This is a genomic window from Streptomyces sp. KM273126 (genome assembly GCF_004337435.2).
Taxonomy (GTDB): Bacteria; Actinomycetota; Actinomycetes; order Streptomycetales; family Streptomycetaceae; genus Streptomyces; species Streptomyces acidicola.
Genome location: NZ_SJXB02000001.1, coordinates 2,067,507 through 2,091,370 on the forward strand (window position 1 = coordinate 2,067,507; position 23,864 = coordinate 2,091,370).

General features: G+C 68.0%; 20 protein-coding genes and 2 tRNA genes. 15 read left to right on the top strand and 7 right to left on the bottom strand.

Annotation, left to right across the window (positions count from 1 at the left end):
* Nucleotides 1-24 precede the first annotated feature (24 nt).
* The 4 genes from gyrB to E0500_RS08910 all read left to right on the top strand — a co-directional run bounded on the left by gyrB (nt 25) and on the right by E0500_RS08910 (nt 5,823).
* Nucleotides 25-2,088 carry a DNA topoisomerase (ATP-hydrolyzing) subunit B gene (gene gyrB, locus E0500_RS08895; RefSeq protein ID WP_131561831.1) on the top strand — a complete coding sequence of 688 codons (2,064 nt, stop codon included), beginning with the start codon at nt 25-27 and terminating at the stop codon, nt 2,086-2,088.
* 42 nt (nt 2,089-2,130) lie between these two features.
* Nucleotides 2,131-4,731: a DNA gyrase subunit A gene (gene gyrA, locus E0500_RS08900; protein WP_131561833.1), complete on the top strand. Its 2,601-nt coding sequence runs from the start codon at nt 2,131-2,133 to the stop codon at nt 4,729-4,731.
* Between the two features lie 18 nt (nt 4,732-4,749).
* Nucleotides 4,750-5,586, top strand: coding sequence for a DUF3566 domain-containing protein (locus tag E0500_RS08905; protein WP_131561835.1), 837 nt, complete (start codon nt 4,750-4,752; stop codon nt 5,584-5,586).
* A 160-nt stretch (nt 5,587-5,746) separates the two neighbouring features.
* Nucleotides 5,747-5,823, top strand: a tRNA-Ile gene (locus tag E0500_RS08910).
* A 632-nt stretch (nt 5,824-6,455) separates the two neighbouring features.
* Here E0500_RS08910 and E0500_RS08915 read toward each other — a convergent pair.
* Nucleotides 6,456-6,788: a DUF6344 domain-containing protein gene (locus E0500_RS08915; protein WP_131561837.1), complete on the bottom strand. Its 333-nt coding sequence runs from the start codon at nt 6,786-6,788 to the stop codon at nt 6,456-6,458.
* Nucleotides 6,789-7,125: 337 nt separating this feature from the next.
* Here E0500_RS08915 and E0500_RS43070 point away from each other — a divergent pair, with 337 nt between their 5' ends.
* Nucleotides 7,126-7,254: a DLW-39 family protein gene (locus E0500_RS43070; RefSeq protein WP_003999697.1), complete on the top strand. Its 129-nt coding sequence runs from the start codon at nt 7,126-7,128 to the stop codon at nt 7,252-7,254.
* A gap of 282 nt (nt 7,255-7,536) precedes the next feature.
* Nucleotides 7,537-9,027 carry a hypothetical protein gene (locus tag E0500_RS08925; RefSeq protein WP_131561840.1) on the top strand — a complete coding sequence of 497 codons (1,491 nt, stop codon included), beginning with the start codon at nt 7,537-7,539 and terminating at the stop codon, nt 9,025-9,027.
* A 218-nt stretch (nt 9,028-9,245) separates the two neighbouring features.
* Here the strand turns inward: E0500_RS08925 and E0500_RS08930 are convergent, their stop codons facing one another.
* Together E0500_RS08930 and E0500_RS08935 are read right to left on the bottom strand one after the other, a co-directional pair.
* Nucleotides 9,246-11,114: a serine/threonine-protein kinase gene (locus E0500_RS08930; RefSeq protein WP_131561842.1), complete on the bottom strand. Its 1,869-nt coding sequence runs from the start codon at nt 11,112-11,114 to the stop codon at nt 9,246-9,248.
* Nucleotides 11,115-11,436: 322 nt separating this feature from the next.
* Nucleotides 11,437-11,985, bottom strand: a complete 549-nt coding sequence (locus E0500_RS08935) for a DNA-binding protein (protein ID WP_131561844.1) — start codon at nt 11,983-11,985, stop codon at nt 11,437-11,439.
* 182 nt (nt 11,986-12,167) lie between these two features.
* On the opposite strand from E0500_RS08935, the gene E0500_RS08940 reads away from it, so the two are divergent.
* Nucleotides 12,168-12,240 (top strand) — tRNA-Ala (locus E0500_RS08940).
* 430 nt (nt 12,241-12,670) lie between these two features.
* Here E0500_RS08940 and E0500_RS08945 read toward each other — a convergent pair.
* On the bottom strand, nt 12,671-13,372 hold the full coding sequence (locus tag E0500_RS08945) for a DUF5324 family protein (RefSeq protein ID WP_131561845.1): 702 nt from the start codon (nt 13,370-13,372) through the stop codon (nt 12,671-12,673).
* Between the two features lie 521 nt (nt 13,373-13,893).
* On the opposite strand from E0500_RS08945, the gene E0500_RS08950 reads away from it, so the two are divergent.
* Together E0500_RS08950 and E0500_RS08955 are read left to right on the top strand one after the other, a co-directional pair.
* Nucleotides 13,894-14,427 carry a peptidylprolyl isomerase gene (locus E0500_RS08950; RefSeq protein WP_131561846.1) on the top strand — a complete coding sequence of 178 codons (534 nt, stop codon included), beginning with the start codon at nt 13,894-13,896 and terminating at the stop codon, nt 14,425-14,427.
* 178 nt (nt 14,428-14,605) lie between these two features.
* The gene (locus E0500_RS08955) at nt 14,606-15,520 is read left to right on the top strand and encodes a rhomboid family intramembrane serine protease (protein WP_399120171.1); all 915 of its coding nucleotides are present in this window, start codon (nt 14,606-14,608) and stop codon (nt 15,518-15,520) included.
* Nucleotides 15,521-15,832: 312 nt separating this feature from the next.
* Here the strand turns inward: E0500_RS08955 and crgA are convergent, their stop codons facing one another.
* Nucleotides 15,833-16,087 (bottom strand): cell division protein CrgA, encoded by a 255-nt coding sequence (gene crgA, locus E0500_RS08960; protein ID WP_131561849.1) that lies wholly within the window; start codon nt 16,085-16,087, stop codon nt 15,833-15,835.
* A gap of 142 nt (nt 16,088-16,229) precedes the next feature.
* On the opposite strand from crgA, the gene E0500_RS08965 reads away from it, so the two are divergent.
* The 6 genes from E0500_RS08965 to E0500_RS08990 are packed head-to-tail and all read left to right on the top strand — an operon-like array spanning nt 16,230 to nt 21,008.
* Nucleotides 16,230-17,042: a DUF881 domain-containing protein gene (locus E0500_RS08965; RefSeq protein WP_131561851.1), complete on the top strand. Its 813-nt coding sequence runs from the start codon at nt 16,230-16,232 to the stop codon at nt 17,040-17,042.
* 24 nt (nt 17,043-17,066) lie between these two features.
* Complete coding sequence (locus tag E0500_RS08970) at nt 17,067-17,771, top strand: class E sortase (protein ID WP_131561853.1); 705 nt, start codon at nt 17,067-17,069, stop codon at nt 17,769-17,771.
* A gap of 18 nt (nt 17,772-17,789) precedes the next feature.
* Entirely contained in the window at nt 17,790-17,987 is a 198-nt protein-coding gene (locus tag E0500_RS08975; RefSeq protein WP_165934938.1) for a hypothetical protein, read from the top strand.
* Nucleotides 17,984-18,622 (top strand): aminodeoxychorismate/anthranilate synthase component II, encoded by a 639-nt coding sequence (locus tag E0500_RS08980; RefSeq protein WP_131561855.1) that lies wholly within the window; start codon nt 17,984-17,986, stop codon nt 18,620-18,622. The genes E0500_RS08975 and E0500_RS08980 overlap by 4 nt, the downstream gene beginning before the upstream one ends.
* Nucleotides 18,619-20,106 (top strand): class E sortase, encoded by a 1,488-nt coding sequence (locus E0500_RS08985; RefSeq protein ID WP_131561857.1) that lies wholly within the window; start codon nt 18,619-18,621, stop codon nt 20,104-20,106. The genes E0500_RS08980 and E0500_RS08985 overlap by 4 nt, the downstream gene beginning before the upstream one ends.
* Before the next feature lie 59 nt (nt 20,107-20,165).
* On the top strand, nt 20,166-21,008 hold the full coding sequence (locus E0500_RS08990; RefSeq protein ID WP_131561859.1) for a class E sortase: 843 nt from the start codon (nt 20,166-20,168) through the stop codon (nt 21,006-21,008).
* A gap of 101 nt (nt 21,009-21,109) precedes the next feature.
* Here the strand turns inward: E0500_RS08990 and E0500_RS08995 are convergent, their stop codons facing one another.
* Both E0500_RS08995 and pknB read right to left on the bottom strand, forming a co-directional pair.
* On the bottom strand, nt 21,110-21,589 hold the full coding sequence (locus E0500_RS08995; RefSeq protein ID WP_131561860.1) for a restriction endonuclease: 480 nt from the start codon (nt 21,587-21,589) through the stop codon (nt 21,110-21,112).
* A gap of 149 nt (nt 21,590-21,738) precedes the next feature.
* Nucleotides 21,739-23,748 carry a Stk1 family PASTA domain-containing Ser/Thr kinase gene (pknB, locus tag E0500_RS09000; protein WP_131561861.1) on the bottom strand — a complete coding sequence of 670 codons (2,010 nt, stop codon included), beginning with the start codon at nt 23,746-23,748 and terminating at the stop codon, nt 21,739-21,741.
* Nucleotides 23,749-23,864: the final 116 nt, after the last annotated feature.

Below are 23,864 nucleotides of genomic sequence, written 5' to 3' on the forward strand. Positions count from 1 at the left end.
GCAAACCCGCCGGGAGCCTGGCTTGTGCTGTGCCAGAAAGGGCGCTTCGTGGCCGATTCCGGCAACCCCAACGAGAACATCCCGTCCACCGACGCCGGCGAGAACAGCGAGGGCAACGCCTCGTACGACGCCAGCGCCATCACCGTCCTCGAAGGGCTGGACGCGGTCCGCAAGCGGCCCGGCATGTACATCGGCTCGACCGGTGAGCGCGGACTCCACCACCTCGTGTACGAGGTCGTCGACAACTCCGTCGACGAGGCGCTGGCCGGCCACGCGGACACGATCGACGTCACGATCCTCGCCGACGGCGGCGTACGCGTCGTCGACAACGGCCGTGGCATCCCGGTGGGCATCGTGCCGTCCGAGGGCAAGCCGGCCGTCGAGGTCGTGCTGACCGTGCTGCACGCGGGGGGCAAGTTCGGCGGCGGCGGCTACGCGGTCTCCGGCGGTCTGCACGGCGTCGGCGTCTCCGTGGTGAACGCCCTGTCGACGAAGGTCGCCGTCGAGGTCAAGACCGACGGCTACCGCTGGACGCAGGACTACAAGCTGGGCGTCCCGACCGCCCCGCTCGCCCAGCACGAGGCCATGGAGGAGCACGGCACCTCGGTCACTTTCTGGGCCGACGGCGACATCTTCGAGACCACCGACTACTCCTTCGAGACGCTCTCCCGGCGCTTCCAGGAGATGGCGTTCCTCAACAAGGGTTTGACGATCAAACTCACTGATGAGCGCGAGTCGGCCAAGGCCACCGCCGGGGCGGACGAGGCGGGTGCCGACGAGAAGGACGAGGCCAAGACGGTCACGTACCACTACGAGGGTGGCATCGTTGACTTCGTCAAGTACCTCAACTCCCGTAAGGGAGACGTGGTGCACCCCTCCGTCATCTCGATCGACTCCGAGGACAAGGAGAAGCTCCTCTCCGTCGAGGTCGCGATGCAGTGGAACAACGGCTACAGCGAGGGCGTGTACTCCTTCGCCAACACCATCCACACGCACGAGGGCGGTACGCACGAGGAGGGCTTCCGGGCCGCGCTGACGGGTCTGATCAACCGCTACGCGCGCGACAAGAAGCTGCTGCGCGAGAAGGACGACAACCTCACGGGTGACGACATCCGCGAGGGTCTGACCGCGATCATCTCGGTCAAGCTCGGCGAGCCGCAGTTCGAGGGCCAGACCAAGACCAAGCTGGGTAACACGGAGGCGAAGACCTTCGTGCAGAAGGTCGTGCACGAGCACCTCACGGACTGGCTGGACCGCAACCCGAACGAGGCCGCGGACATCATCCGCAAGTCCATCCAGGCGGCCACCGCGCGCGTGGCGGCCCGCAAGGCGCGCGACCTGACCCGCCGCAAGGGTCTGCTGGAGACGGCGTCCCTCCCGGGCAAGCTGAGCGACTGCCAGTCGAACGACCCCACCAAGTGCGAGATCTTCATCGTCGAGGGTGACTCCGCCGGCGGCTCGGCCAAGTCCGGCCGCAATCCGGAGTACCAGGCGATCCTCCCGATCCGGGGCAAGATCCTCAACGTCGAGAAGGCGCGGATCGACAAGATCCTGCAGAACCAGGAGATCCAGGCGCTGATCTCCGCTTTCGGCACCGGGGTCCACGAGGACTTCGACATCGAGAAGCTGCGCTACCACAAGATCATCCTGATGGCCGACGCCGATGTCGACGGCCAGCACATCAACACCCTGCTGCTGACCTTCCTGTTCCGGTTCATGCGGCCGCTGGTCGAGGCCGGGCACGTGTTCCTGTCGCGTCCCCCGCTCTACAAGATCAAGTGGGGCCGTGACGACTTCGAGTACGCGTACTCGGACCGCGAGCGCGACGCACTGATCGAGCTGGGTCGCCAGAACGGCAAGCGCATCAAGGACGACTCGGTCCAGCGCTTCAAGGGCCTCGGCGAGATGAACGCCGAGGAGCTGCGCGTGACGACCATGGACGTCGACCACCGTGTCCTCGGCCAGGTCACGCTCGACGACGCCGCCCAGGCCGACGAACTGTTCTCTGTCCTGATGGGCGAGGACGTCGAGGCCAGGCGCCAGTTCATCCAGCGCAACGCCAAGGACGTCCGCTTCCTCGACATCTGAGTCGGTCTCCGCTGACCGCACCAGGAAGGATCTTCACCAGCAATGGCCGACGAGAACACTCCAGTCACGCCTGAGTCTTCCGAGGGCGAGACCATCCTTCGTATCGAGCCCGTCGGGCTCGAAACGGAGATGCAGCGCTCGTACCTCGACTACGCGATGTCCGTCATCGTCTCGCGCGCGCTGCCGGACGTACGGGACGGCCTCAAGCCCGTCCACCGCCGCGTCCTGTACGCCATGTACGACGGCGGCTACCGGCCCGAGAAGGGCTTCTACAAGTGCGCCCGCGTCGTCGGCGACGTCATGGGCAACTACCACCCGCACGGCGACTCCTCGATCTACGACGCGCTGGTCCGTCTCGCGCAGCCGTGGTCGATGCGCATGCCGCTGGTGGACTCGAACGGCAACTTCGGCTCTCCGGGCAACGACCCGGCGGCGGCCATGCGCTACACCGAGTGCAAGATGGCACCGCTGTCGATGGAGATGGTCCGTGACATCGACGAGGAGACCGTCGACTTCACGGACAACTACGACGGCCGCTCCCAGGAGCCGACGGTCCTGCCGGCCCGGTTCCCGAACCTGCTGATCAACGGCTCGGCCGGTATCGCGGTCGGCATGGCGACCAACATCCCGCCGCACAACCTCCGCGAGGTCGCGGCCGGCGCCCAGTGGTGCCTGGAGAACCCGGAGGCCTCCCACGAGGAGCTCCTGGACGCCCTGATCGAGCGCATCAAGGGCCCCGACTTCCCGACCGGCGCCCTGGTGGTGGGCCGCAAGGGCATCGAGGAGGCCTACCGGACCGGCCGCGGCTCGATCACCATGCGCGCGGTCGTCGAGGTCGAGGAGATCCAGAACCGCCAGTGCCTGGTGGTCACGGAGCTGCCGTACCAGGTCAACCCGGACAACCTCGCGCAGAAGATCGCCGACCTCGTGAAGGACGGCAAGATCGGCGGCATCGCGGACGTCCGTGACGAGACGTCGTCCCGGACGGGCCAGCGTCTGGTCATCGTGCTGAAGCGCGACGCGGTCGCCAAGGTCGTCCTGAACAACCTGTACAAGCACACCGACCTCCAGACGAACTTCGGCGCCAACATGCTGGCGCTGGTCGACGGCGTGCCGCGCACCCTGTCGCTCGACGCGTTCATCCGTCACTGGGTGACGCACCAGATCGAGGTCATCGTCCGCCGTACGCGCTTCAGGCTGCGCAAGGCCGAGGAGCGGGCGCACATCCTGCGCGGTCTGCTGAAGGCACTGGACGCCATCGACGAGGTCATCGCGCTGATCCGGCGCAGTGACACCGTCGAGATCGCGCGCGGGGGCCTGATGAGCCTCCTGGAGATCGACGAGATCCAGGCCAACGCCATCCTTGAGATGCAGCTGCGCCGTCTGGCCGCCCTGGAGCGCCAGAAGATCGTCCAGGAGCACGACGAACTCCAGGCGAAGATCCGCGAGTACAACGCGATCCTGGCCTCTCCGGTCCGCCAGCGCGGCATCGTCAGCGAGGAGCTGGCCGCGATCGTCGAGAAGTACGGCGACGACCGCAAGACCATGCTCGTCCCCTACGACGGTGACATGTCCATCGAGGACCTGATCGCCGAGGAGGACATCGTCGTCACGGTCTCGCGCGGCGGCTACGTCAAGCGCACCAAGACCGACGACTACCGCGCCCAGAAGCGCGGCGGCAAGGGCGTCCGCGGCACGAAGCTCAAGGAAGACGACATCGTCGACCACTTCTTCGTGTCCACGACACACCACTGGCTGCTGTTCTTCACCAACAAGGGCCGCGTGTACCGGGCCAAGGCGTACGAGCTGCCGGACGCCGGCCGGGACGCGCGCGGCCAGCACGTCGCGAACCTCCTCGCCTTCCAGCCGGACGAGGCGATCGCCGAGATCCTCGCCATCCGCGACTACGAGGCGACGCCGTATCTGGTGCTCGCCACGAAGGGCGGTCTGGTCAAGAAGACGCCTCTGAAGGATTACGATTCGCCGCGCTCGGGCGGTGTGATCGCGATCAACCTCCGTGAAAAGGAGGACGGTTCCGATGACGAACTGATCGGAGCCGAGCTCGTTTCGGCCGAGGACGACATCCTTCTGATCAGCAAGAAGGCGCAGTCGATCCGGTTCACGGCCACCGACGAAGCGCTGCGGCCCATGGGCCGTGCCACCTCGGGCGTCAAGGGCATGAGTTTCCGTGAGGGCGACGAGCTGCTCTCGATGAATGTTGTCCGACCCGGTACGTTCGTGTTCACTGCCACCGACGGCGGGTACGCGAAGCGGACCCCCGTCGACGAGTACCGCGTCCAGGGGCGCGGCGGCCTCGGTATCAAGGCCGCCAAGATCGTGGAGGACCGCGGGTCTCTCGTCGGTGCGCTGGTGGTCGAGGAGACCGACGAGATCCTCGCCATCACGCTTGGCGGCGGTGTGATTCGTACGCGAGTCAACGAGGTCAGGGAAACCGGCCGTGACACCATGGGCGTCCAACTGATCAACCTGGGCAAGCGTGATGCCGTCGTCGGTATCGCACGTAACGCCGAGGCGGGACGCGAGGCCGAAGAGGTCGACGGCGAAGGTGCCGTGGGCGAGCCGGAGGCCGAGGGTGCCGCGACCACTGACACGGGCGAGGGCGAGCTGTCCTCGGCTGAGTAGCGCGAGGAGTGAGTCATCGTGAGCGGAGCCACGGGCCCCGGATCGACCGGTACCGGTACTCCCAGTACCGAAACGGACGGCGGCCGTGGCTCCGCCGAGCGTGCGATGGATTCGCACACGACCCAGCTGAAGGCGATCAAGCCGAGCGCGACAGACTCGCGCTCGCCCGACGCTCATGGATCCCAGGGGGGAACTGTGACGGACACCCGAGGCGCGCAGAACCAGCAGTACGAGGCTGCTGGTGCGGGCCCGGCGGTTCCTGGCGCCCAGCCACAGCCGCAACCGCAGGTCCAGCCCGTGCCGCAGCCGGCCGGCATGCCGTCGAACCCCGGCCCGTCCGCCGCCGTACCGTCGGCCTCCCCGCTCCCGGGGGAGCGGCAGCCGCAGCAGGCGGCGACCCCCTACCACCCGCCGCAGGCCTACCCGGCGGAGGCTCCCAACGGTGCCGTACGCAGGCCGCGCACGGGTGCGCGCACCATGCCCCGCACCCGTAAGGCGCGGCTGCGGGTGGCCAAGGCCGACCCGTGGTCCGTGATGAAGGTCAGCTTCCTGCTCTCCATCGCGCTCGGCGTCTGCACGATCGTCGCGTCGGCGGTGCTGTGGATGGTCATGGACGCGATGGGCGTCTTCTCGACGGTGGGCGGCACCATCTCCGAGGCGACGGGCTCGAACGAGTCGAACGGCTTTGATCTGCAGGCGTTCCTGTCCCTGCCGAACGTTCTGATCTTCACGTCGGTGATCGCCGTTATCGATGTCGTCCTCGCGACGGCACTCGCGACGCTCGGCGCGTTCATCTACAACCTCTCCGCGGGCTTCGTGGGCGGCGTGGAGCTGACCCTGGCCGAGGACGAGTGACGAGTAACCGCACGGGACGCTGCCGCCGGGGGTGTTGCCCGATGACTCCATCGGGCGCCTTCCTCCCTGGTCGGCCCTCCCCAGGTATCGATTTTGGGACTGCCCTGGTCGTGCGCTAATCTTCAGGAGTCAGCGCGCGGGACACACCGCAGAGCGCGGCGGGGCTATAGCTCAGTTGGTTAGAGCGCATCCCTGATAAGGATGAGGCCACAGGTTCAAATCCTGTTAGCCCCACCAGTGACAAGACCCCCAACCAGTCATGGTTGGGGGTCTTTGACGTTTACGGCTGACATCAGCCCCTCGCACAGGCAGGGGGCAGTAAGGGGGGAGGAGCCGTGCAGCTCACCGTGCGCTGGTCGGACCTATGGGTGCCCGTTTCGATGATCATCCTGAGCGTCATCCTCAGCCGCATAACCAGTCGGCGGCGGCACAGGCGGCAGACAGCCGTGAGGTGGGGCCCACGGACTCACTGGGAATGGCTGCCGTTCATGTTCGGGCTGGTCGGAGTGCTCGGAGAACTCTCGGTCCTTCTTGACGTACCCGATCCCTGGGCCACGATCTCTTTCGTGATTGCCCGTGCGTTCGCCCTCACCACCGTGTTCATGGCCGTCCGGGCAGTGTTCATCGTTTTCATACGCGGCACCCGGCACTTGTTCCGACGCCGAGGAACGGACACCAGTAGCTGACAGCAACCGCAGCAGATGCCGGAGGACCGGGGCGGACCCCAGTGACCACTCCCCAACGCCACTTGATGCCATCTTCCAGCGCCGGCGGTCCTTCATGACGAAGACCCCCACCAGATCTGGTGGGGGTCTTCGTGTGTGGGCGGTGTACGCAAGTTCGCCCGTTCGCCCGTGGGCCAGGTGGGACTAGGGAAGAGCCCCCGTCGGGAGGGCGGACATGACGGCGGCTGTGGGGATGGCCGCGAGGAGCCGTGTGGATGCGCGTTGGCGGCAGGCCGGGGCGGCGCCGTGGGCCTCGGCTTGGATGCGCTGCCTCATCGTGGGGGGCAGGAAGCGGCCGCGGGACAGGGCCCGGGTGGACAATGCCGGCGCCTTCACGGCCGGCGTGCTCTTGCAGGCCCGCTCGGTCTGCGGTACGGCCGCCGAGGCCTTGGTCGTGATGAGCCCAAGCGCCTTGCACAGCGCGAGGAAGGCGGTGACGACGGCGGTCCACAGTGTCCTGACCTTGTTGCGGGCCATGACCCCTCACTTTCAGGTTGGGCGATTTGCGTACTTTCCTCATGATGTGTATGTGGGTCGAAAAGTGGTGGATCGACGCTCGTGGTGCGTAGCTCTTCGGATGAACACCACCCGGATGGATGCAGAGAAGTGGCAAAGTTGGTAATGAGTGTGGTTTGCCGGTGAATGTCGCGCTTCGTGCGGCGTGATCGGCCTTTCATCGGAACGGCGACGTCCGGATCTACTGCTGTGTGCCGGGCCGGAGTTGAGGGCCGATGCAGGTCACCGATCGATATCGATCGGTGTGTATAGTCGGGCGCCAGAGGTCCCCTACGTCAAGGAAAGACGAGGTAGCGCGGTGAAGAAGCTTCTCCTGGTCGCACTGGCCGCCATCGGCGGGCTCCTCGTGTACCGCCAGATCCAGGCGGATCGCGCCGAGCAGGATCTGTGGACGGAGGCGACTGACTCCGTGCCCACGGGTTCGTGAGTGTCTACAGCTATCGACATCAGTCTCAGAGCAGACCCCGGCCGCCTCGCGGTCGGGGTTTTGTGTTCTCGGCCGTCCTGACCGCCTGGCCTGACTGCCCGTCCTGGCCGTCTGTCCTGGCCGCCTGGCTTGTTCGCTACTGTGACTGATTTGGTTGCAGAGGCAAAATAGGGGTCTTCGTAGAGGGGCGTTTCGGGTCCGCGTCCGCAGAGTGCGGGTGGCATGTCCTCCGGCGGGGCAGGATGGGCGGCGTCCGGGGCTACGACGAGGGGGTGGCGCGTGATGGGGCGGCGCACGGTCTGGTGGCGAGCGTTGGCAGTTGTGGGAACGGCCCTGTGTGCGACGGCGGCGCTCCCCGCACAGGCCAGGGCGGCCGGTACGCCCGACCCGTACGCCTTCGCCGAGGACGCCACCAGGGTCGACGGCATGCCGAGCACCACCGGCGCCGTAATGCTCGCTCCCGGGAAGACGTACCGCAGCTCCATCCTTGAGGGCGGCAAGCTTTACTACCGCCTCGAACTCGGCGACGGGGCCAACGCGTATGTCTCCGCCACGGCCGTCCCCCGCTTGGGAAAGGCGGTCGGCTCTGCGGAGGGCGTCAAGGTGACCGTGCAGGACGCCAACGGCCACCGGTGCTCCTCCGAGACCGCGCGCTTCGGCCCCACGGGCAGCCCGCACCCCGTCACCGCCTGGGCGTCGCGTCAGATCGGCCGCGATCCGTACATGTGCCAGGAGGCCGGAACGTACTACGTGCTCGTCGAGCGCGTCGGGACGGTCAGCTCCTCCCAGGGAGCACAGGGAGCACAGGGCACACAGGGATCGCAGGGATCGCAGGGATCTTCGGACGGAACCTGGGGACTGGAGCTCGGTTATGTGATGGAGCCTCTCCCGAAACAGGCCGGTTCCACGAGCGCACCCGAGGTGTGGAACTCCGCGTCGCCCGCGGCCGTCACCGGCGACGCCAAGCGCCGCAGGGGCGGTACGAGCTTCACGACGGCGAGCGCAGTGGCTCAGGGGGTCTGGGAGGACACGGACGGCATCCGGGCCGGGCAGACGCTCTATTACAGGGTGCCCGTCGACTGGGGACAGCAGTTGTACGCCACGGCCGAGCTGGGCAGTTCGAGCAGCGGCGACGACGGCTACGTGGGCAACGCGCTGGTCATGTCCCTCTACAACCCAGTACGTGGATTAGTGGACGACGCGACGGTCGGCTACGACGGCCGTCAGAGGTCCGCGGACCTGGACCCGCTGCCTCCCGTCCGCTACGACAACCGCTTCGCCCGCGACGATCGGATGAGCGGCATGCGGTTCGCGGGCTGGTACTACCTAGCCGTGCACCTCGGGGCGCCGGTCGCCGACCGGTTCGGCGACGGGCCGCTCGGGCTGACGCTGCGGGTTCGAGTGACCGGTTCGGCGGCCGAAGGGCCGGGGTATCTGGGGACCTCCGATCCGGTGGGGGTGTTCGAGATCACAGCCGAGGACCAGGAGGCTGCCGAGAGCGGGTCGGTGGGTGGTGCGACGACCGCCGGGGGTACCGGAGGCTCCGGGGGCGGGGAGGAGTCCGGGACCACGGGGGCCTCGGACGGCGCTCAGGGCATCGGAGACGACGACACCGCGATGAAGCTGGTCGCCATGACTGGAATCGGCACCGGGAGCCTGCTCGTCCTGGGACTCGGGGTCTGGACGGTCGTGGCGCGGCGGCGGACGGGAGTGGTGACCGCCGAGCACGGGGTGGCGGTGAGGGGGCCGGGACACGGGGCGCCACGGAGGTAGGCGGAAGAGGCGAGTTCGCAGGTCGAGTTCAGGCCGAGCTCACGGGTCGAGCTCAGGTTGAGCTCACGGGTCGAGCTCACGGGTCGAGCTCAGATTGAGCTTGCAGGCGAGCGTGCCGGGTGCCGGGCTGAGGCACCGACGGGCTGAGGCACCGGCTGGGCGAGGACGGGCATAGCCAGGTCCAGGTCCAGGGCGAGCCGGAGGTGGGGCCGCGCTGGTCAGAGCTGGGCCAGGGCCCAGAAACCCACCGCGAAGCAGGCCAGCGCGAGCAGGAGGACCGGCACGGCCACCTTGGCGGGCGGGCCCGGGCGACGTCGCGAGATTCTTCTCGACCGACGTGGAACCTGCGGGGGTTGAGCGGTGTATGAACCAGTAGAGACGTAAGCGTGCTGCTGCACCGCGGTCGTCGGCGCCTGAGAGGGGTTCTCGGGGGCCAGGTGACTCAAGGGCGGGTGCGGCTGAGGGGAAAGCACATGCGGGGGTTCGGAATGGTGTGGTGCGTAGAAGGGGTCCTGAGGGTCTTGGGCCGGCAGCGCGGTCGGCGTGGGAGGAGTGGGCGGCTGCTCGGGCTGCTGATGTGGGTGGTGCGGTGCCCCCTGGTGCTCCTCGTCACGCGTCGGCGCCTGGGCGGAAGCATCGGTCACCTGGCCCTGCGGCGGCGGGAGATGAAAGCTGCCGGTGTCCGACATCGTGGACGGCTGCACGGGCTCGGGGTCGCGCTCGGGGCGCGGCGGCACGGCGATGGGGACGGACTCTGGCTGTACGGCACCCGGGGCACTCTCCGCATACTCGGGTCCGGCCGGGTGGTCATGGGCTCCGGTGTCCGCCGCGTACTCCCACTGCCCACCACCTGAGCCGATCGGAGACGGTGCGCTCCGGGGCATGGGCGGTGGTGTGGACGGACGCCGGGGTATGGAGCCCGGGGAGGGAGGCGGCGGCGCGGCTCCCATGCCATTGCCCGACGTCAGCGGCGGTGGCTCGGGCGGCGGCATCGGCGTGACATCCGTGCCGGCCGGAGGTATGCCACCGGGGCCCGACCGCGGAGGGGGCGCCTCAGCGCCTGTGCCCGGCTCGGGAGTTGGAGAGAACGGGTTGCTGCTGGACCCGGCCGCCGGCCAGGAAGGCGTACCGGTGCCACCGTTCGTGTTCGCGCCCGCGCCCGTGCTCGTACCCGCGCCGACGCCCGTGTCCAGCCCCGAGGCCCTCCTCAGGGGGCCGTTCGGTCCGAACCCCGTGGGAAGTGGGCCGAGTTGGTCGAAGACCTCTACCAGCTCGTCGTCGGGGCCGGGCTCGGGAAGGAGTTCGGCGGCGGAGGCGAGAGCCTTGCGGGCACCCGTGGCCGTGCGGAAGCGGGCGTTCGGGTCGGGCTGCAGAAGTGTGGCCACGACCTGCCAGAGGGGCTCCGGAACACCTTTCGGAGGCCCGGGCGTGCCCCTGTCGGCGAAGTACTCGATGAGTGCCTTGGCGTCCGGTTTGGCGCCCTCAAGGAGGTAGAGGGCCACCAGGCCCACGGCGAACAGGTCGGCGGGGAAGTCGGGCTCAGCGCCCAGCATCTGCTCGGGCGCGAAGTAACCGGGCGTCCCCACCACGTAGTCGGTCTCGGTCAGCCGGGGTTCGCCCAGGCGCATGGCGATGCCGAAGTCGGAGAGACGGAGGTGCGGCCGGGCCGTGCCGGTGGCCTCCAGCAGAACGTTGGCGGGCTTGATGTCACGGTGCACAACGTCCTCCGCGTGCACCGCGGCGAGCCCGGAGAGGAGCTGGTCGAGGAGGGCGCAGACGAAGGCGGGCGGCAGTGGGCCGTAGTCGTTGACGAGGTTGACCAGCGATCCTCCGGTGACCAGTTCCATGGTGAACAGCACCTGGTCGTCGTCGGCGGCCCAGCTGGTGGGCGCGAGCACATGGGGGTGATCGATCCGCAGGGCCTGTTCCCGTACGAAGCGCAGCAGGGAGTGTGCGTCGCGCTGCTGCAGAACCTTGGCCGCCACATAGCGGCGCCGGCGGTGGTCCCAGGCGCGCCACACGGCGCCGACCCCTCCGCGCCCGATCGGGTCGACCAGTTCGTACCGGCCGGCGAAGACCTCACCCATGGTTGTGCGTCGCTCCCCCTTCGGCTCCCCCCTCGGCTGGTTCCCAGGCGAGCGCTTTGGCTCCCTTCGGCCCGCTCGGGTGTTCGCGCATATTCGGCTTCCCTGCCGTGACGCGGCTATTCGGCCTCCCGGATTCCGGGCCGCACGGGAACCCGCTGTCAGTTCCTTGCTACCTCTACCTCTACCTGCTTCCGCTCACTACTGCTTGCTCCAGTGCCGGTTCCGTGCTCCGGCCGAACGTTGTCCACTGCTTCCGCCCTCGACTTTCCCGCCGGTCGTACGCCCGGTCGCCGAACCCCCCGGCGGCGACCGGGACTTGGGCTCAGTTCTGGTGGGTCTGGTAGTGGGTGACCGCGTCGGAGGTGCGGCCGGCGCCGTACACCCGGAGGAACTCTGCCAGTTCCGGGTGGGTCGGGGCGAGGGTGTCCGCGGCCTCGATGATGTCTCCCGCGGCCGCCACCGAGCGCAGCAGCGACTGGATCTCGCGGACCACCCGCTTGACCGTGGGCGCCCCCGAACTCGTCGTCGACTGCGTGGTGTTACTGAGCACAGAGCCCCCCTGCGACTTCTTGATCTCGTCCATGCGCTCGGTCGCCTCGGCGGCGCTCACGCTGCCGTCAGCGACCTGCCCCGCAAGGTCCTGCAGCAGTTGAACGCGCTGGACCACCGCAGGGTTGCCGATCTTGGCGCGCTGACCGCTCATCAGCTGCGACAGCATCGGCGCGGACAGCCCCAGAACCCCCGCCAGACGAGCCTGGTTGAGCCCCAGGTCGTCGATGAGCCTACGGAAGAGCGCCCCCAACGGCTCTCCGTACCAGTTCCGCTGCAGCTCCCGGGCTCTTGCGGTCGCTTCCTGTTGTGCGGCGTCCATTGCGTCTCCCCATCGCTTCCCCAAATACCGCGGTTCGCTCCAGCGAACCACGACGTGCATCTTACGGAGAGTGGTCGTTCACGGGGACCCCCAATCTTTTTGCGAGATCCCGGGGGTGACCCGGTACTCTGGTCTGCGGCGCCTCCCGGTGGCGGAATCCTCCGGGTGGGTGCTGCCCTTCCGGGGCCTTAGCTCAGTTGGTAGAGCGCTGTCTTTGCATGGCAGATGTCAGGGGTTCGACTCCCCTAGGCTCCACACCACATGACCGGCCTGGTCGTCATCGGACGACCAGGCCGGTTTTTCTTGCGTCGGCCCGGCATCGGGCGGATGCCAGGGCATGGGCGATCGTGCGGGCGGCCCGTCGTGAACGTGAGCTGCGCCGGCGGAGGGGAGCCGAGGGGAGACGTGGCGTGTGTCGCGGTGAGGCCGGATTGGCCGTCCTGACGTGCGCATTCGCGAAAACTGTGTTCTGGGTCACGTCATCGGCGGAAATTCGATGGCGCCACTCTCCGCAATCGGAACAATGCATTCCGCTGCGCTCCGCTAGGGGTGTTCCACGTGAAACAGCGCCATGGGGCAGGAACTCCTCAAGGCTCCTGCCCCATGGCGCTGTTGAGAGACCCGACCGGACCCGCCCCGGCGGACGGACTCACCTCGGTGGACGGGCTCGCCCCGGCGGGCCGGCTCAGCGGCGGTCGTCCCTGTCCGTTGACTTCTCCTCGGCCTCCTTGGCCTGCACCTCGGGGTCAAGGGCGGACTGTCCGCTGCCGTCTACGGAGGCGAGGTGACCGCTGTCGGGGACCTCGGTGGCGGCGGGAGGCTCGACCAGCCAGTCAGGGTTGGCCTGCCTGTCCCACCACTTCCACGCGACGAGGGCGCCGCCCACGAGGGCGCCCAGCGCGGCCAGAGCCTTGGCGATCCGGCCGGCCCTGGCCCGCCGTTGCTGCCGGCGCACCAGCTTCTGGATCTGCCGTGGCGAGACCTGTCCGCGGAGCGCGGCCAGCGCCGCGACGCTGCGGGACGTGGCCTCCTCCCGGACGGGCCCGGCCGCGGCCACGGCCCGCTCCACGCGGGGCACGGTGTATCCGGCCGCCTGCTGGGCCGCCTTGCGGGTGCGGACCGCGGCCTCGTGGGCCGCGTGGTCGACCTTCGGCGGCACATGCGAACGGGCCTGTACCAGTCGTGGGGCCACATGGGCGCCGTACTGGTGGCGGGCCTGTTCCGCGGCCTGCGACACCCTGGGCGCGAGCCGTACACGCGCCTCGTGCGAGTAGTACACAGCCCTGTCCTTGGCCGTGTCGGCGTAGGGCGCCACCACGACCGCGGCGTGCCGCACGCTGTCCTTCGCCGACTCGGCCGCTGCGCGCACGCTGTCTTTGCGGGTCACGGGATCCTCCTCCTCGGTGGCGTACGGTAATTCGACTTTCCACCCTTTTACGGATCATGCCTTCCCAAACGCTCCCGGGCATGTGTGGACGGGCATCCGGGTCACATCCGGGCGCGGGGGCGGACTTCGGAAGTGACCGCGCGGAGCGGGCACCAGGGCCGGTACAGGGGTGGTGCCGAAACCGATAACGGGTTCTGTGAGACGTCCATGGGGGTTCCGTGCGGGTTCGGTCCGAATGCGGGGTACCCGGATCACAGGGCGAGAGGCGATCACATGCAGGGAGTGGATGAATAAGGGCAACAGCCGCTTATAGACGACAATGCCACGGATCATCGCGACGCGCTCCCGCCCAGGGTGACTGGACCGGTTTTCCGCGAGTACAACCAGGGAATCCGGACGTACCACCTCCCGGAACCGCAAGCGTCATCCCCGGATGTTCGCTCGGATGTGGTGGCCGGGCGACGCTCGGCCCCGTCCGTGCGAGGATCAGGGGAGTCACAGAGGACAACGGAAGGCAGATCGTGGCCGAGCAGCTTTACGCCACCCTGAAGACCAACCAAGGCGACATCGAGGTGCGGCTGCTGCCGAACCACGCGCCCAAGACGGTCCGGAACTTCGTCGAGCTCGCCCAGGGCGAGCGTGAGTGGACCAACCCGGAAACCGGCAAGAAGTCCACGGACAAGCTCTACGACGGCACGGTCTTCCACCGGGTGATCAGCGGATTCATGATCCAGGGCGGTGACCCGCTGGGCAACGGCACCGGCGGTCCCGGCTACCAGTTCGAGGACGAGTTCCACCCGGACCTCGCCTTCGACAAGCCCTACCTGCTGGCCATGGCCAACGCCGGACCGGGCACCAACGGCTCGCAGTTCTTCATCACCGTCTCCCCGACGGCCTGGCTGAACCGCAAGCACACCATCTTCGGCGAGGTCGTCGACACGGCCAGCCAGAAGGTCATCGACGCCATCGCGACCACCCAGACCAACCCCCGCACCGACCGCCCGGTCAATGACGTCGTCATCGAGTCGGTCGTCGTCGAGACCCGGCAGGGCTGATCCCCGGACGCCCGGCAGAGCCGAGCCCAAACCGCTCGCAGCACCCCGAAAGGGCCCGCACGGCCCGAAGGGAACCAATCGCCCCGCTCAACCGTAAGGATGAGCGGGGCGCGACGTTGCGTACGGACCCATGTGCGCCCGCCGCGTGCCGACGTACGGAGATTGAGGGGACCCCATGGTGGACCAGGCACCGGGCAGCCCGCAGGGCCCACAGGACCCGGGCCCACAGGACGCCCACAGCCTGCCCGGCTGCTACCGGCACCCGGACCGTGACACCGGCGTGCGCTGCACCCGCTGCGAACGCCCCATCTGCCCGGAGTGCATGGTCAGCGCCTCCGTGGGCTTCCAGTGCCCCGAATGCGTCCGCAGTGGCTCCGGCACGGGCCACGCCCCGAGCGCCTCCCGGCCGCGCCCCCTGGCGGGCGGCACCATCACCGCCGACCCCCGGCTCCTCACCAAAGTCCTCCTCGGCCTCAATCTCCTGATCTTCCTGGTCCAGCTCTCCCTCGGGGCTCGCTTCACCGACCGCTTCGACCTCATCGGCCTGGCCTACGTCCCAGGACTCGGCTCGGTCGAGGGAGTCGCCGACGGACAGTGGTACCGGCTGCTGACGTCGATGTTCCTGCACAGCGGTTACGTCCACATCCTGTTCAACATGCTCAGCCTGTGGTGGATCGGCGGCCCCCTGGAGGCAGCCCTCGGTCGCGCCCGCTACCTCACCCTCTACCTGGTCTCCGGCCTCGCGGGCAGCGCACTCACGTACCTGATCGCCGACGCCAACCAGCCCTCGCTCGGTGCCTCGGGCGCCATCTTCGGACTGTTCGGCGCGACGGCGGTCCTGATGCGCCGGCTCCGGTACGACATGCGGCCGATCATCATCCTGCTGGTGATCAACCTGATCTTCACCTTCAACCCGGCGTTCAACATCTCCTGGCAGGCCCACGTCGGCGGCCTCGTCGCCGGTGTCGTGATCGGCTACGCGATGGTCCACGCGCCCCGCGAGCGCCGCACCCTGATCCAGTACGGCGTCTGCGGCCTGGTGCTGGCCGCCGTGGTGGTCGCGACGCTGGTCAGGACCGCTCAGCTCACCTGAGGGGCTGTCCGGCCTGCCTTCGGCGATGTTGTCCACAGACGGTGGCGGATCTTGTGCATACCGTGCGGGAACAGCTGTGCCCCCTGTCGCTCACCCGTGTTTCCGCAGGTGAGGCAGGGGGCGAACATGCTTACGAGTGGCGGTGTGTCTGTCGTATCGACGTCAACGTCCGATGGGTTATCCACAGATCGTCTTTTCTTTCCCCCATGTGCTTTTCCCCATGTGGATAACGTCTGTGGATAACTCAGTGGACATCCCTGGGCAGAGCTGGGTTCAGCGAGCGGCGACCTCTACGTCACCTGCGCCGGAGCCCTACTTCCACTGGGTGGAGACGCCGAATCCCGCCGCGATGAAGCCGAAGCCGACCACGATGTTCCAGTTGCCCAGTGAGTCGATGGGCAGTGAGCCGTCGGTGACATAGAAGACGACGATCCAGGCGAGGCCGATCAGGAACATGGCCAGCATGACGGGGGCGACCCAGCCGCGGCTGTTCAGCTTGATGTTCGTTGCCTGCTTGGTCGGCGGCGGGGTGTAGTCGGCCTTCTTGCGGATACGTGACTTCGGCACGAGGGTCTCTCCTGTCGATGCGCTGCGTGGCCGCGCAGGGAACTGGGGCGGGCTCCGGGGCAGCGTACAAGGGGACACTGAATGCTCCCCCGGGCGTCCGTTAGCGTAGTGCTTCCGCGGCGCCGAAGGAGATAAGGGTACGTTGAGCAATTCCGCCGACACACCCCGATCGGGTCAGGGCGACTCCCCTGCGACGGGTTCCGCCTCGGTTGATCCGTCCGGTTCGCGCCGTTTCCCGCCGGTGCGGGTGCTGACCGCCGCCGTGTTCGCCCTGGCCGGGCTGATCTTCTTCACGAGCTTCGACACGGCCAAGGGCACCAACATCCGTACCGACAGCTCCCTCCTGAAGCTGTCCGACCTCATCCATGAACGCAGCCTGAAGAACGGCCAGCTCGACGAGTCGAACGGGGCCCTGCGCGACGACGTCGAGGCCCTCGCCGAGCGTGACGACGGCAGAACGGATGCGGAAGACGCCCGGCTGAAGGCGCTGGAGAAGAACGCGGGCACCCAGAAGCTCAAGGGTGAGGCCATCACGGTCACCCTCAACGACGCCCCGCCGAACGCCACCGCCAAGCTGCCCGGTTACCCCGAGCCGCAGCCCGACTACCTGGTCATCCACCAGCAGGACCTCCAGGCCGTGGTGAACGCGCTGTGGGAGGGCGGCGCCGAGGGCGTCAAGGTCATGGACCAGCGGCTGATCTCCACCAGCGCCGTGCGCTGCGTCGGCAACACCCTGATCCTCCAGGGACGCGTCTACTCGCCCCCGTACACCATCCAGGCGGTCGGAGACCCCCAGAAACTCCAGAAGGCCCTCAGTGTCTCCCCCGCGATCCAGAACTACATGGTGTACGTCAACGTCTACGGGCTCGGCTGGAAAGTCACCGAGGACGGGGCGGTGACTCTTCCCCCTTACTCGGGCACAGTGGATCTGCAGTACGCGAAGCCCGTGGAGTAGCTGCCGCTGGGGGACTCTGTGCCGGTGCGCGTGATCGTCAGGACCGTCAGCGAGCTGTGCATCACCGTCGGCACTCTGATCGTGCTGTTCGTGGCCTATGTGCTGTTCTGGACGGGTGTGAAGGCCGACAGCGCGATGGACCGTCAGATCGACGAGCTTCAGGAGCAGTGGGCGAAGGGGGACGTGAAGCCCCCGACCACGCCTGAGCGCTCGACGAGGCCCGGAAGCTCCGCGGCTCCGGCCGCGCCCGCCCCGTACAAGGACGGCGAACCCTTCGCCGTGATGTACATCCCGCGCCTTGGTTTCACGTGGAACAAGCCCGTGCTGGAGGGCACCGAGGTGAACACCCTCAAGGAGGGCCTCGGCCACTACGCGAACACGGCGCGGCTCGGGCAGAAGGGGAACTTCTCCGTGGCCGGCCACCGCCGTACGTACGGTGATCCCTTCAAGGACTTTCCCAGGCTGCGCGTGGGCGACGCGGTCGTCCTGACCGACGGGACGACCTGGTTCACGTATCGGATCGACAAAGGGCCGTACAAAACCCTGCCCACGGACGTTGAGGTGATCGATCCTGTGCCACGTAAGTCCGGGTACACCCGCCCGGGTCGCTATCTGACGCTGACCACCTGTGAACCGGAGTGGGGGCACAGTCATCGGCTGATCGTGTGGGCGCATCTTGATTCCACACAGCCTGTGGAGGCTGGGAAACCGGAGGCGTTGCGCCGTTAGTCTGGTGGTGTAAACGGCGTGAGTCTGGTGCCGTGGTGTGACGGAAGGGACGGCATGTACGGCTGGATCTGGCGGCATCTGCCGGGGAACGCATGGGTCAGGGCGTTGATTTCAGTCGTATTGGTCCTGGTCGTGGTCTATGTCTTGTTCCAGTACGTCTTTCCCTGGGCCGAGCCCCTGTTGCCCTTCAACGATGTGACGGTGAACGACCAGTGAGCGCCCGGATTCTCGTCGTCGACAACTACGACAGCTTCGTCTTCAACCTGGTCCAGTACCTGTACCAGTTGGGTGCCGAGTGCGAGGTGCTGCGCAACGACGAGGTGGCGACCTCGCACGCGCAGGACGGTTTCGACGGTGTGCTGCTGTCGCCCGGGCCGGGCACGCCCGAGCAGGCGGGTGTCTGTGTCGACATGGTCCGGCACTGCGCGGCGACCGGGGTGCCCGTGTTCGGGGTCTGCCTCGGGATGCAGTCGATGCAGGTCGCGTACGGCGGTGTCGTGGACCGCGCGCCCGAGCTGCTGCACGGCAAGACGTCGTTGGTGGAGCACGAGGGCAGGGGTGTCTTCGCCGGTCTGCCGTCCCCCTTCACCGCCACGCGCTACCACTCGCTGGCCGCGGAGCCGGCGACGGTGCCGGCCGAGCTGGAGGTCACCGCACGCACGCACGACGGCATCATCATGGGGCTCAGACACCGTGAACTCCCGGTCGAGGGCGTGCAGTTCCACCCCGAGTCGGTGCTGACGGAGCACGGGCACCGGATGCTCGCCAACTGGCTGGCGGTATGCGGAGACCGGGAGGCCGTGGCGCGGTCGTCCGGGCTCGCGCCGGTCGTGGGCAGGGCCACGGCGTGACGGCGCTGCGCCCCGAGCGCGACAGTTCCCCCTACGGCGGCGAGGCCGCGTACGGGGGAGCCGACGCGTTCGAGGCGGAGGCCTTCCAGGCGGCGGTCGAGGGCCTCTCGGACCCGCTGACCGATCCCCTGCCGGGCGCTTCCGGTTCGCGCTCGGCCGCCGAGCCACAGCGTGAGTGGTACGGCGCCCAGGATGCCGAGGCGGCCCAGTACAGCGAGGACTGGTCCGGGCAGCGTCACACGCAGCCGCAGCCGCAGCCGCAGCCGCAGCCGCGACCGCGACCGCAGGCACAGCGGGAGCCGCAGGCGTCGTATGAGCCGGGCGGCATGGGGACTTCCTACGAGCCGGCCCCGTACGACGACGCGTACGCCGCCGCGGGGCACGAGCATCCGGTGGTCGACGAGGAGACGGCCCGGTACCGGCCGCTGCCGGTCGACGAGGAGACCGTGGCGCTGCGCGTGGACGAGGCGCGGCGCCTGGCTCGTGCGGCCGACGAGGCGATATCCGGGGCGGCCTCGGCGTCCGAGGCGGGCTCAGCGTCCGGTGCGGCAGGCACCGCCGGTGCGTCCCCCGCCTCCGCTCCCGGCGGCCGTGCGGCCCGTAGGAAGGCCGCGAAGCGGCAGGGGCGCCTCGGGGGCGCGGGAGGCGCGCACGGCGCCCACAAGGGCGCTGGAGCGGCTCAGGGCGGCTCGGGCGCCCGAAGGGGCCGGCATGGAGCCCAGGGCGCCCAAGACGGCGAGAAGGCCGACGGGACGCCTTTAGCGGCGCCCCGGTCGCGGGTGGAGGCACGGCGGGCGGCGCGGGCGAACAAGCCCACCGCGGGCGTTGTCGCGAGCCGGGCGATCGGTGAGGTGTTCATCACCACCGGTGTGCTGATGCTGCTGTTCGTGACGTACCAGCTGTGGTATTCGAACATCTTGGCGAACGCGCAGGCGGGCAAGGAGGCGAACAGCCTCCAGCAGGAGTGGGCCAGTGGGAAGCGCGCACCGGGGGCGTTCGAGCCCGGGCAGGGCTTTGCCATGCTGCACATCCCCAAGCTGGATGTGGTCGTGCCGATCGCGGAGGGCATCAGCAAGTCGAAGGTCCTGGACCGCGGCATGGTCGGGCACTACGACGAGAACAGCATCAAGACGGCGATGCCCGAGGACAAGAAGGGCAACTTCGGTGTCGCGGGGCACCGCAACACGCACGGTGAGCCGTTCCGGTACATCAACCGTCTCAAGCCGGGCGATCCGATCGTGGTCGAGACGCGGGACAAGTACTACGTCTACGACATGGCCTCGATCCTGCCGGTGACCTCCCCCTCGAACATCGGTGTCCTCGACCCGATCCCCAAGGGGTCCGGTTTCACGGCGGCAGGCCGCTATATCACCCTCACCACGTGTACGCCGGAGTTCACCAGTAAGTACCGGATGATCGTGTGGGGCAAGATGGTCGAGGAACGGCCGCGCAGCAAGGGCAAACCGGACGCGCTCGTCCAATGAGAGCGGGACGTGCTCGTCCAGTGGGTAGGAGCACGCGGTACCTGGAGCAGACAGGGCAGATGAACGTGGCAGCGACCACCGGGCACGGGGAGCAGCACGGCAAGCGGGACGACGAGCAGGACGAGCAGGACGAGCGGACGGCCGAAGCGCCGGCGTCCGCGCCCGCCTCCGCGTCATCGGCCGCGTCATCGGCCGTGGTGCCGCGCCGTCGTGGCATGGGCCGGATCGCGATGACGGTCAGCGTCTTCGGTGAGCTCCTCATCACGGCAGGTCTGGTGCTCGGCCTGTTCGTCGCCTACTCGCTGTGGTGGACGAACGTCGTCGCCGACCGTGCGGCGGACAAGCAGGGCGACAAGGTCCGTGACACCTGGGCGCATGAGCAGGACACCGGTCCCAGGGGTCCCGGGGCGTTGGACACCAGGAATGGCATCGGCTTCCTGCACGTCCCGTCGATGACGAAGGGCGAGATCCTGGTCCGCAAGGGCACATCGTCGGAGCTGCTGAACGACGGCGTGGCCGGCTACTACACCGACCCCGTCAAGGCGACCCTCCCGACCAGCGACAAGGACGGCAACTTCTCCCTCGCCGCCCACCGTGACGGCCACGGCGCCAAGTTCCACAACATCGACAAGGTCAAGAAGGGCGACCCGATCGTCTTCGAGACCAAGGACGACTGGTACGTCTACAAGGTCTACGCGATCCTCCCGGAGACCTCGAAGTACAACGTCAAGGTTCTCGCTCCGGTCCCGAAGGAGTCGGGGAAGAAGAAGCCGGGCCGCTACATCACGCTGACGACGTGCACGCCTGTGTTCACCTCGACGTACCGGTACATCGTGTGGGGGGAGTTGGAGCGGGTGGAGAAGGTGGACGGCGATCGGACGGTGCCGGAGGAGTTGCGGTGAGGTGACTGACCCTTTTTGAGAGGGGCAGTCGCCTAACATGGCGGAGGCCCGAAGCCGCAACCATCCTTTGCGGCTTCGGGCCCTTCTGCGTTCCGTCGTGGTTACTTCAGGATGCTCAGTACGGCCCCAGCGCTCCACTCCTCAAGCAATCCACGGTGTACGGCGGTGATGCCACCCTCGATCGCGATGTTCAGGGCGTCGCGTGTGAAAGGGCACGTCGCCACGAAGATGGCCACGTCCGAGTCATGCAGCACTCTGGCCGCCCCGACGAACTTCTGGACTTCAGGGCTGGTGATGGAGATGTGGGGCGCGAACCTTTTGCACTGAATGACAACGCGTCTCCCGTCGGCCGTGACCCCGGTGATGTCGACCCCTCGGTCCCCACGGGCGCCTTGGACCACGACGCTGCTGCAGCCGTCGCGACGCAGCAGTTCGGCGACGTGCTCCTCGAACTCGCGGCCGTTCATGGCGTCCATGGAGGCCATGACTCCGGCGAGAGATCGGTCCACCCGTTCGTCTCCGTGGGCGTCCTCGCCCCGGACAGGGGTGTCCACAGGGAGGGTGCGTACCAGGTGCTCCATGTCGAGAAGGTATGTGCGCACCTGGCGGGCCACGTCGCTGCCGCGGAGGAGCAGGAAAGTCGGATCGGCCGCCTTGGTCGGTGAACGCCGGAGGGCCCTCGACACCGCATCCCGCGCGGTGTCGAGGGCCCTCCAAGCGTCGAGGTGGGTCAGTCCTCCTGGCGGAAGCTCGCCCCGTTGATGCCTCCGAAGACGCCGCCTCCGCCGTTGCCTCCGTTGTTGCCGCCCTGGTCGAAGGCCTGGAGGTTCACCACGGTGCCGGCTGGCACCTGGCTGCCCGCCTGCTGATCCTGGACGAGGACGATCGCGTCTTCGTTCTGGGAGCCCCCGATGTTGCCCACCGTCAGACCCGCGCGCTCCAGCTCCTTCCTGGCGTCCTTCACGCGCTTACCCCGCAGGTCCGGAACCGTCGACACCTGCTGCTCGGCCTTCTTGCCGATCTGGATGTTCACGTTGGAGTTCTTGTCGACAGGCGTGTTGGCCGTCGGGGTGGTCGTGATGACCTTGCCGACCAGGTTGTCGTCCTCGGTGTCCACCTCGGTGCACTCACCGACGAGGTCGTTGGCCGCCATCTGCTGCTTGGCCGCGTCACAGGACTGGCCGGTGACGTCCGGGACCGTGGACTTCGACTCTTCCTTGGCGATGGTGAGGGTGATCGTGGAGCCCTTCTCGATCTCCTCGCCCGCGATGGGGTCCGTCTTCAGGACGCTGCCCGCGGGCTCGCTGGACTCCTTGGTCTCCGTCTCGACCTTGAACTGGTACTTGTCGCCCACCAGTTCCTGCGTGGCCTCGTCGACCTTGTCACCGATGACGTTCGGCACCGCCACCTTCGGCGCCCCTGTCGACACCACCAGATTGATGGTGTCGCCCTTCTTGACGTCGGTCTTGGGCTTCGGGTCCTGCTCGCAGACGTTGCCCTTCTTCTCGTTCTCGCAGGGCTTCTTGGTGACGGCCACCTTCAGGTCGACGTTGTTCGCCATCCGCTCGGCCTCGGGCTGGGTGGCGCCGATGAAGTTGGGCGTGGGGACGGTGTCGTTGGTGTTGCCGTTGCCGCTGAAGGCCCACCTGCCGATGAGGATCGCGCCGACGAGGACCAGGACGCCCGCGACGACCAGCAGGATCGTCGAGGTGTTGTTCTTCTTCTGGTTCTGGCGGCGTCGGCCGGCCCGGTCGTCGTAGCCGAAGCCACCGTCGTCCGGGTTCATCGGCGGCAGCATGGTGGTGGCGCCGGCGTCCGCGGAGCGCAGGGCGGTCGTCGGCTGGTCGTCCGGGTAGGCGCCGTAGCCGACGGAACCCATGGCCGCGGTGGCCGCGACGGGCTGGCCGTCGAGGCAGGCCTCGATGTCGGCGCGCATCTCGTCGGCGGACTGGTAACGGTAGTCCGGGTCCTTGACCAGGGCCTTCAGTACGATCGCGTCTATTTCGGGCGTGATCTCGGGGTCGAAGACCGACGGGGGCTGTGCTTCCTCCCGTACGTGCTGGTACGCCACCGCGACCGGTGAGTCCCCGACGAACGGGGGACGTACGGTCAGCAGTTCGTAGAGCAGGCAGCCGGTCGAGTACAGGTCGGACCGGGCGTCCACCTGCTCGCCCTTCGCCTGCTCCGGCGACAGGTACTGGGCGGTGCCGATGACCGCCGAGGTCTGTGTCATCGTCATGCCGGAGTCGCCCATGGCGCGGGCGATGCCGAAGTCCATCACCTTGACCTGGCCGGTGCGCGTCAGCATGACGTTCGCCGGCTTGATGTCGCGGTGGACGATGCCGTTGCGGTGCGCGTACTCCAGGCCCTGGAGGATGCCGATGGTCATCTCCATGGAGCGCTCCGGCAGCAGTTTGCGGCCGGAGTGCAGGAGTTCACGCAGCGTGGAGCCGTCGACGTACTCCATGACGATGTACGGGATCGAGACCCCGTCGATGTAGTCCTCGCCCGTGTCGTAGACCGCGACGATCGCGGGGTGGTTGAGCGAGGCGGCCGACTGGGCCTCCCGGCGGAACCGGGCCTGGAAGGTGGGGTCGCGCGCGAGGTCCGCTCGCAGCGTCTTCACCGCCACGGTGCGGCCGAGCCGGGTGTCGTGCGCGAGGTAGACCTCTGCCATGCCACCACGGCCGAGCACATGGCCCAGCTCGTACCGGCCGCCGAGGCGACGCGGCTCTTCCATAGCTTCCTACCAGCCCTCTCCGTCGGTCCCGACCGCACCCACGTGTGGTCCGGCGGTGTGCTGTCCGGGCATACGGTACCCGGCTCGCCTTGCGTGACCTGGTCGGTCGCGTCACC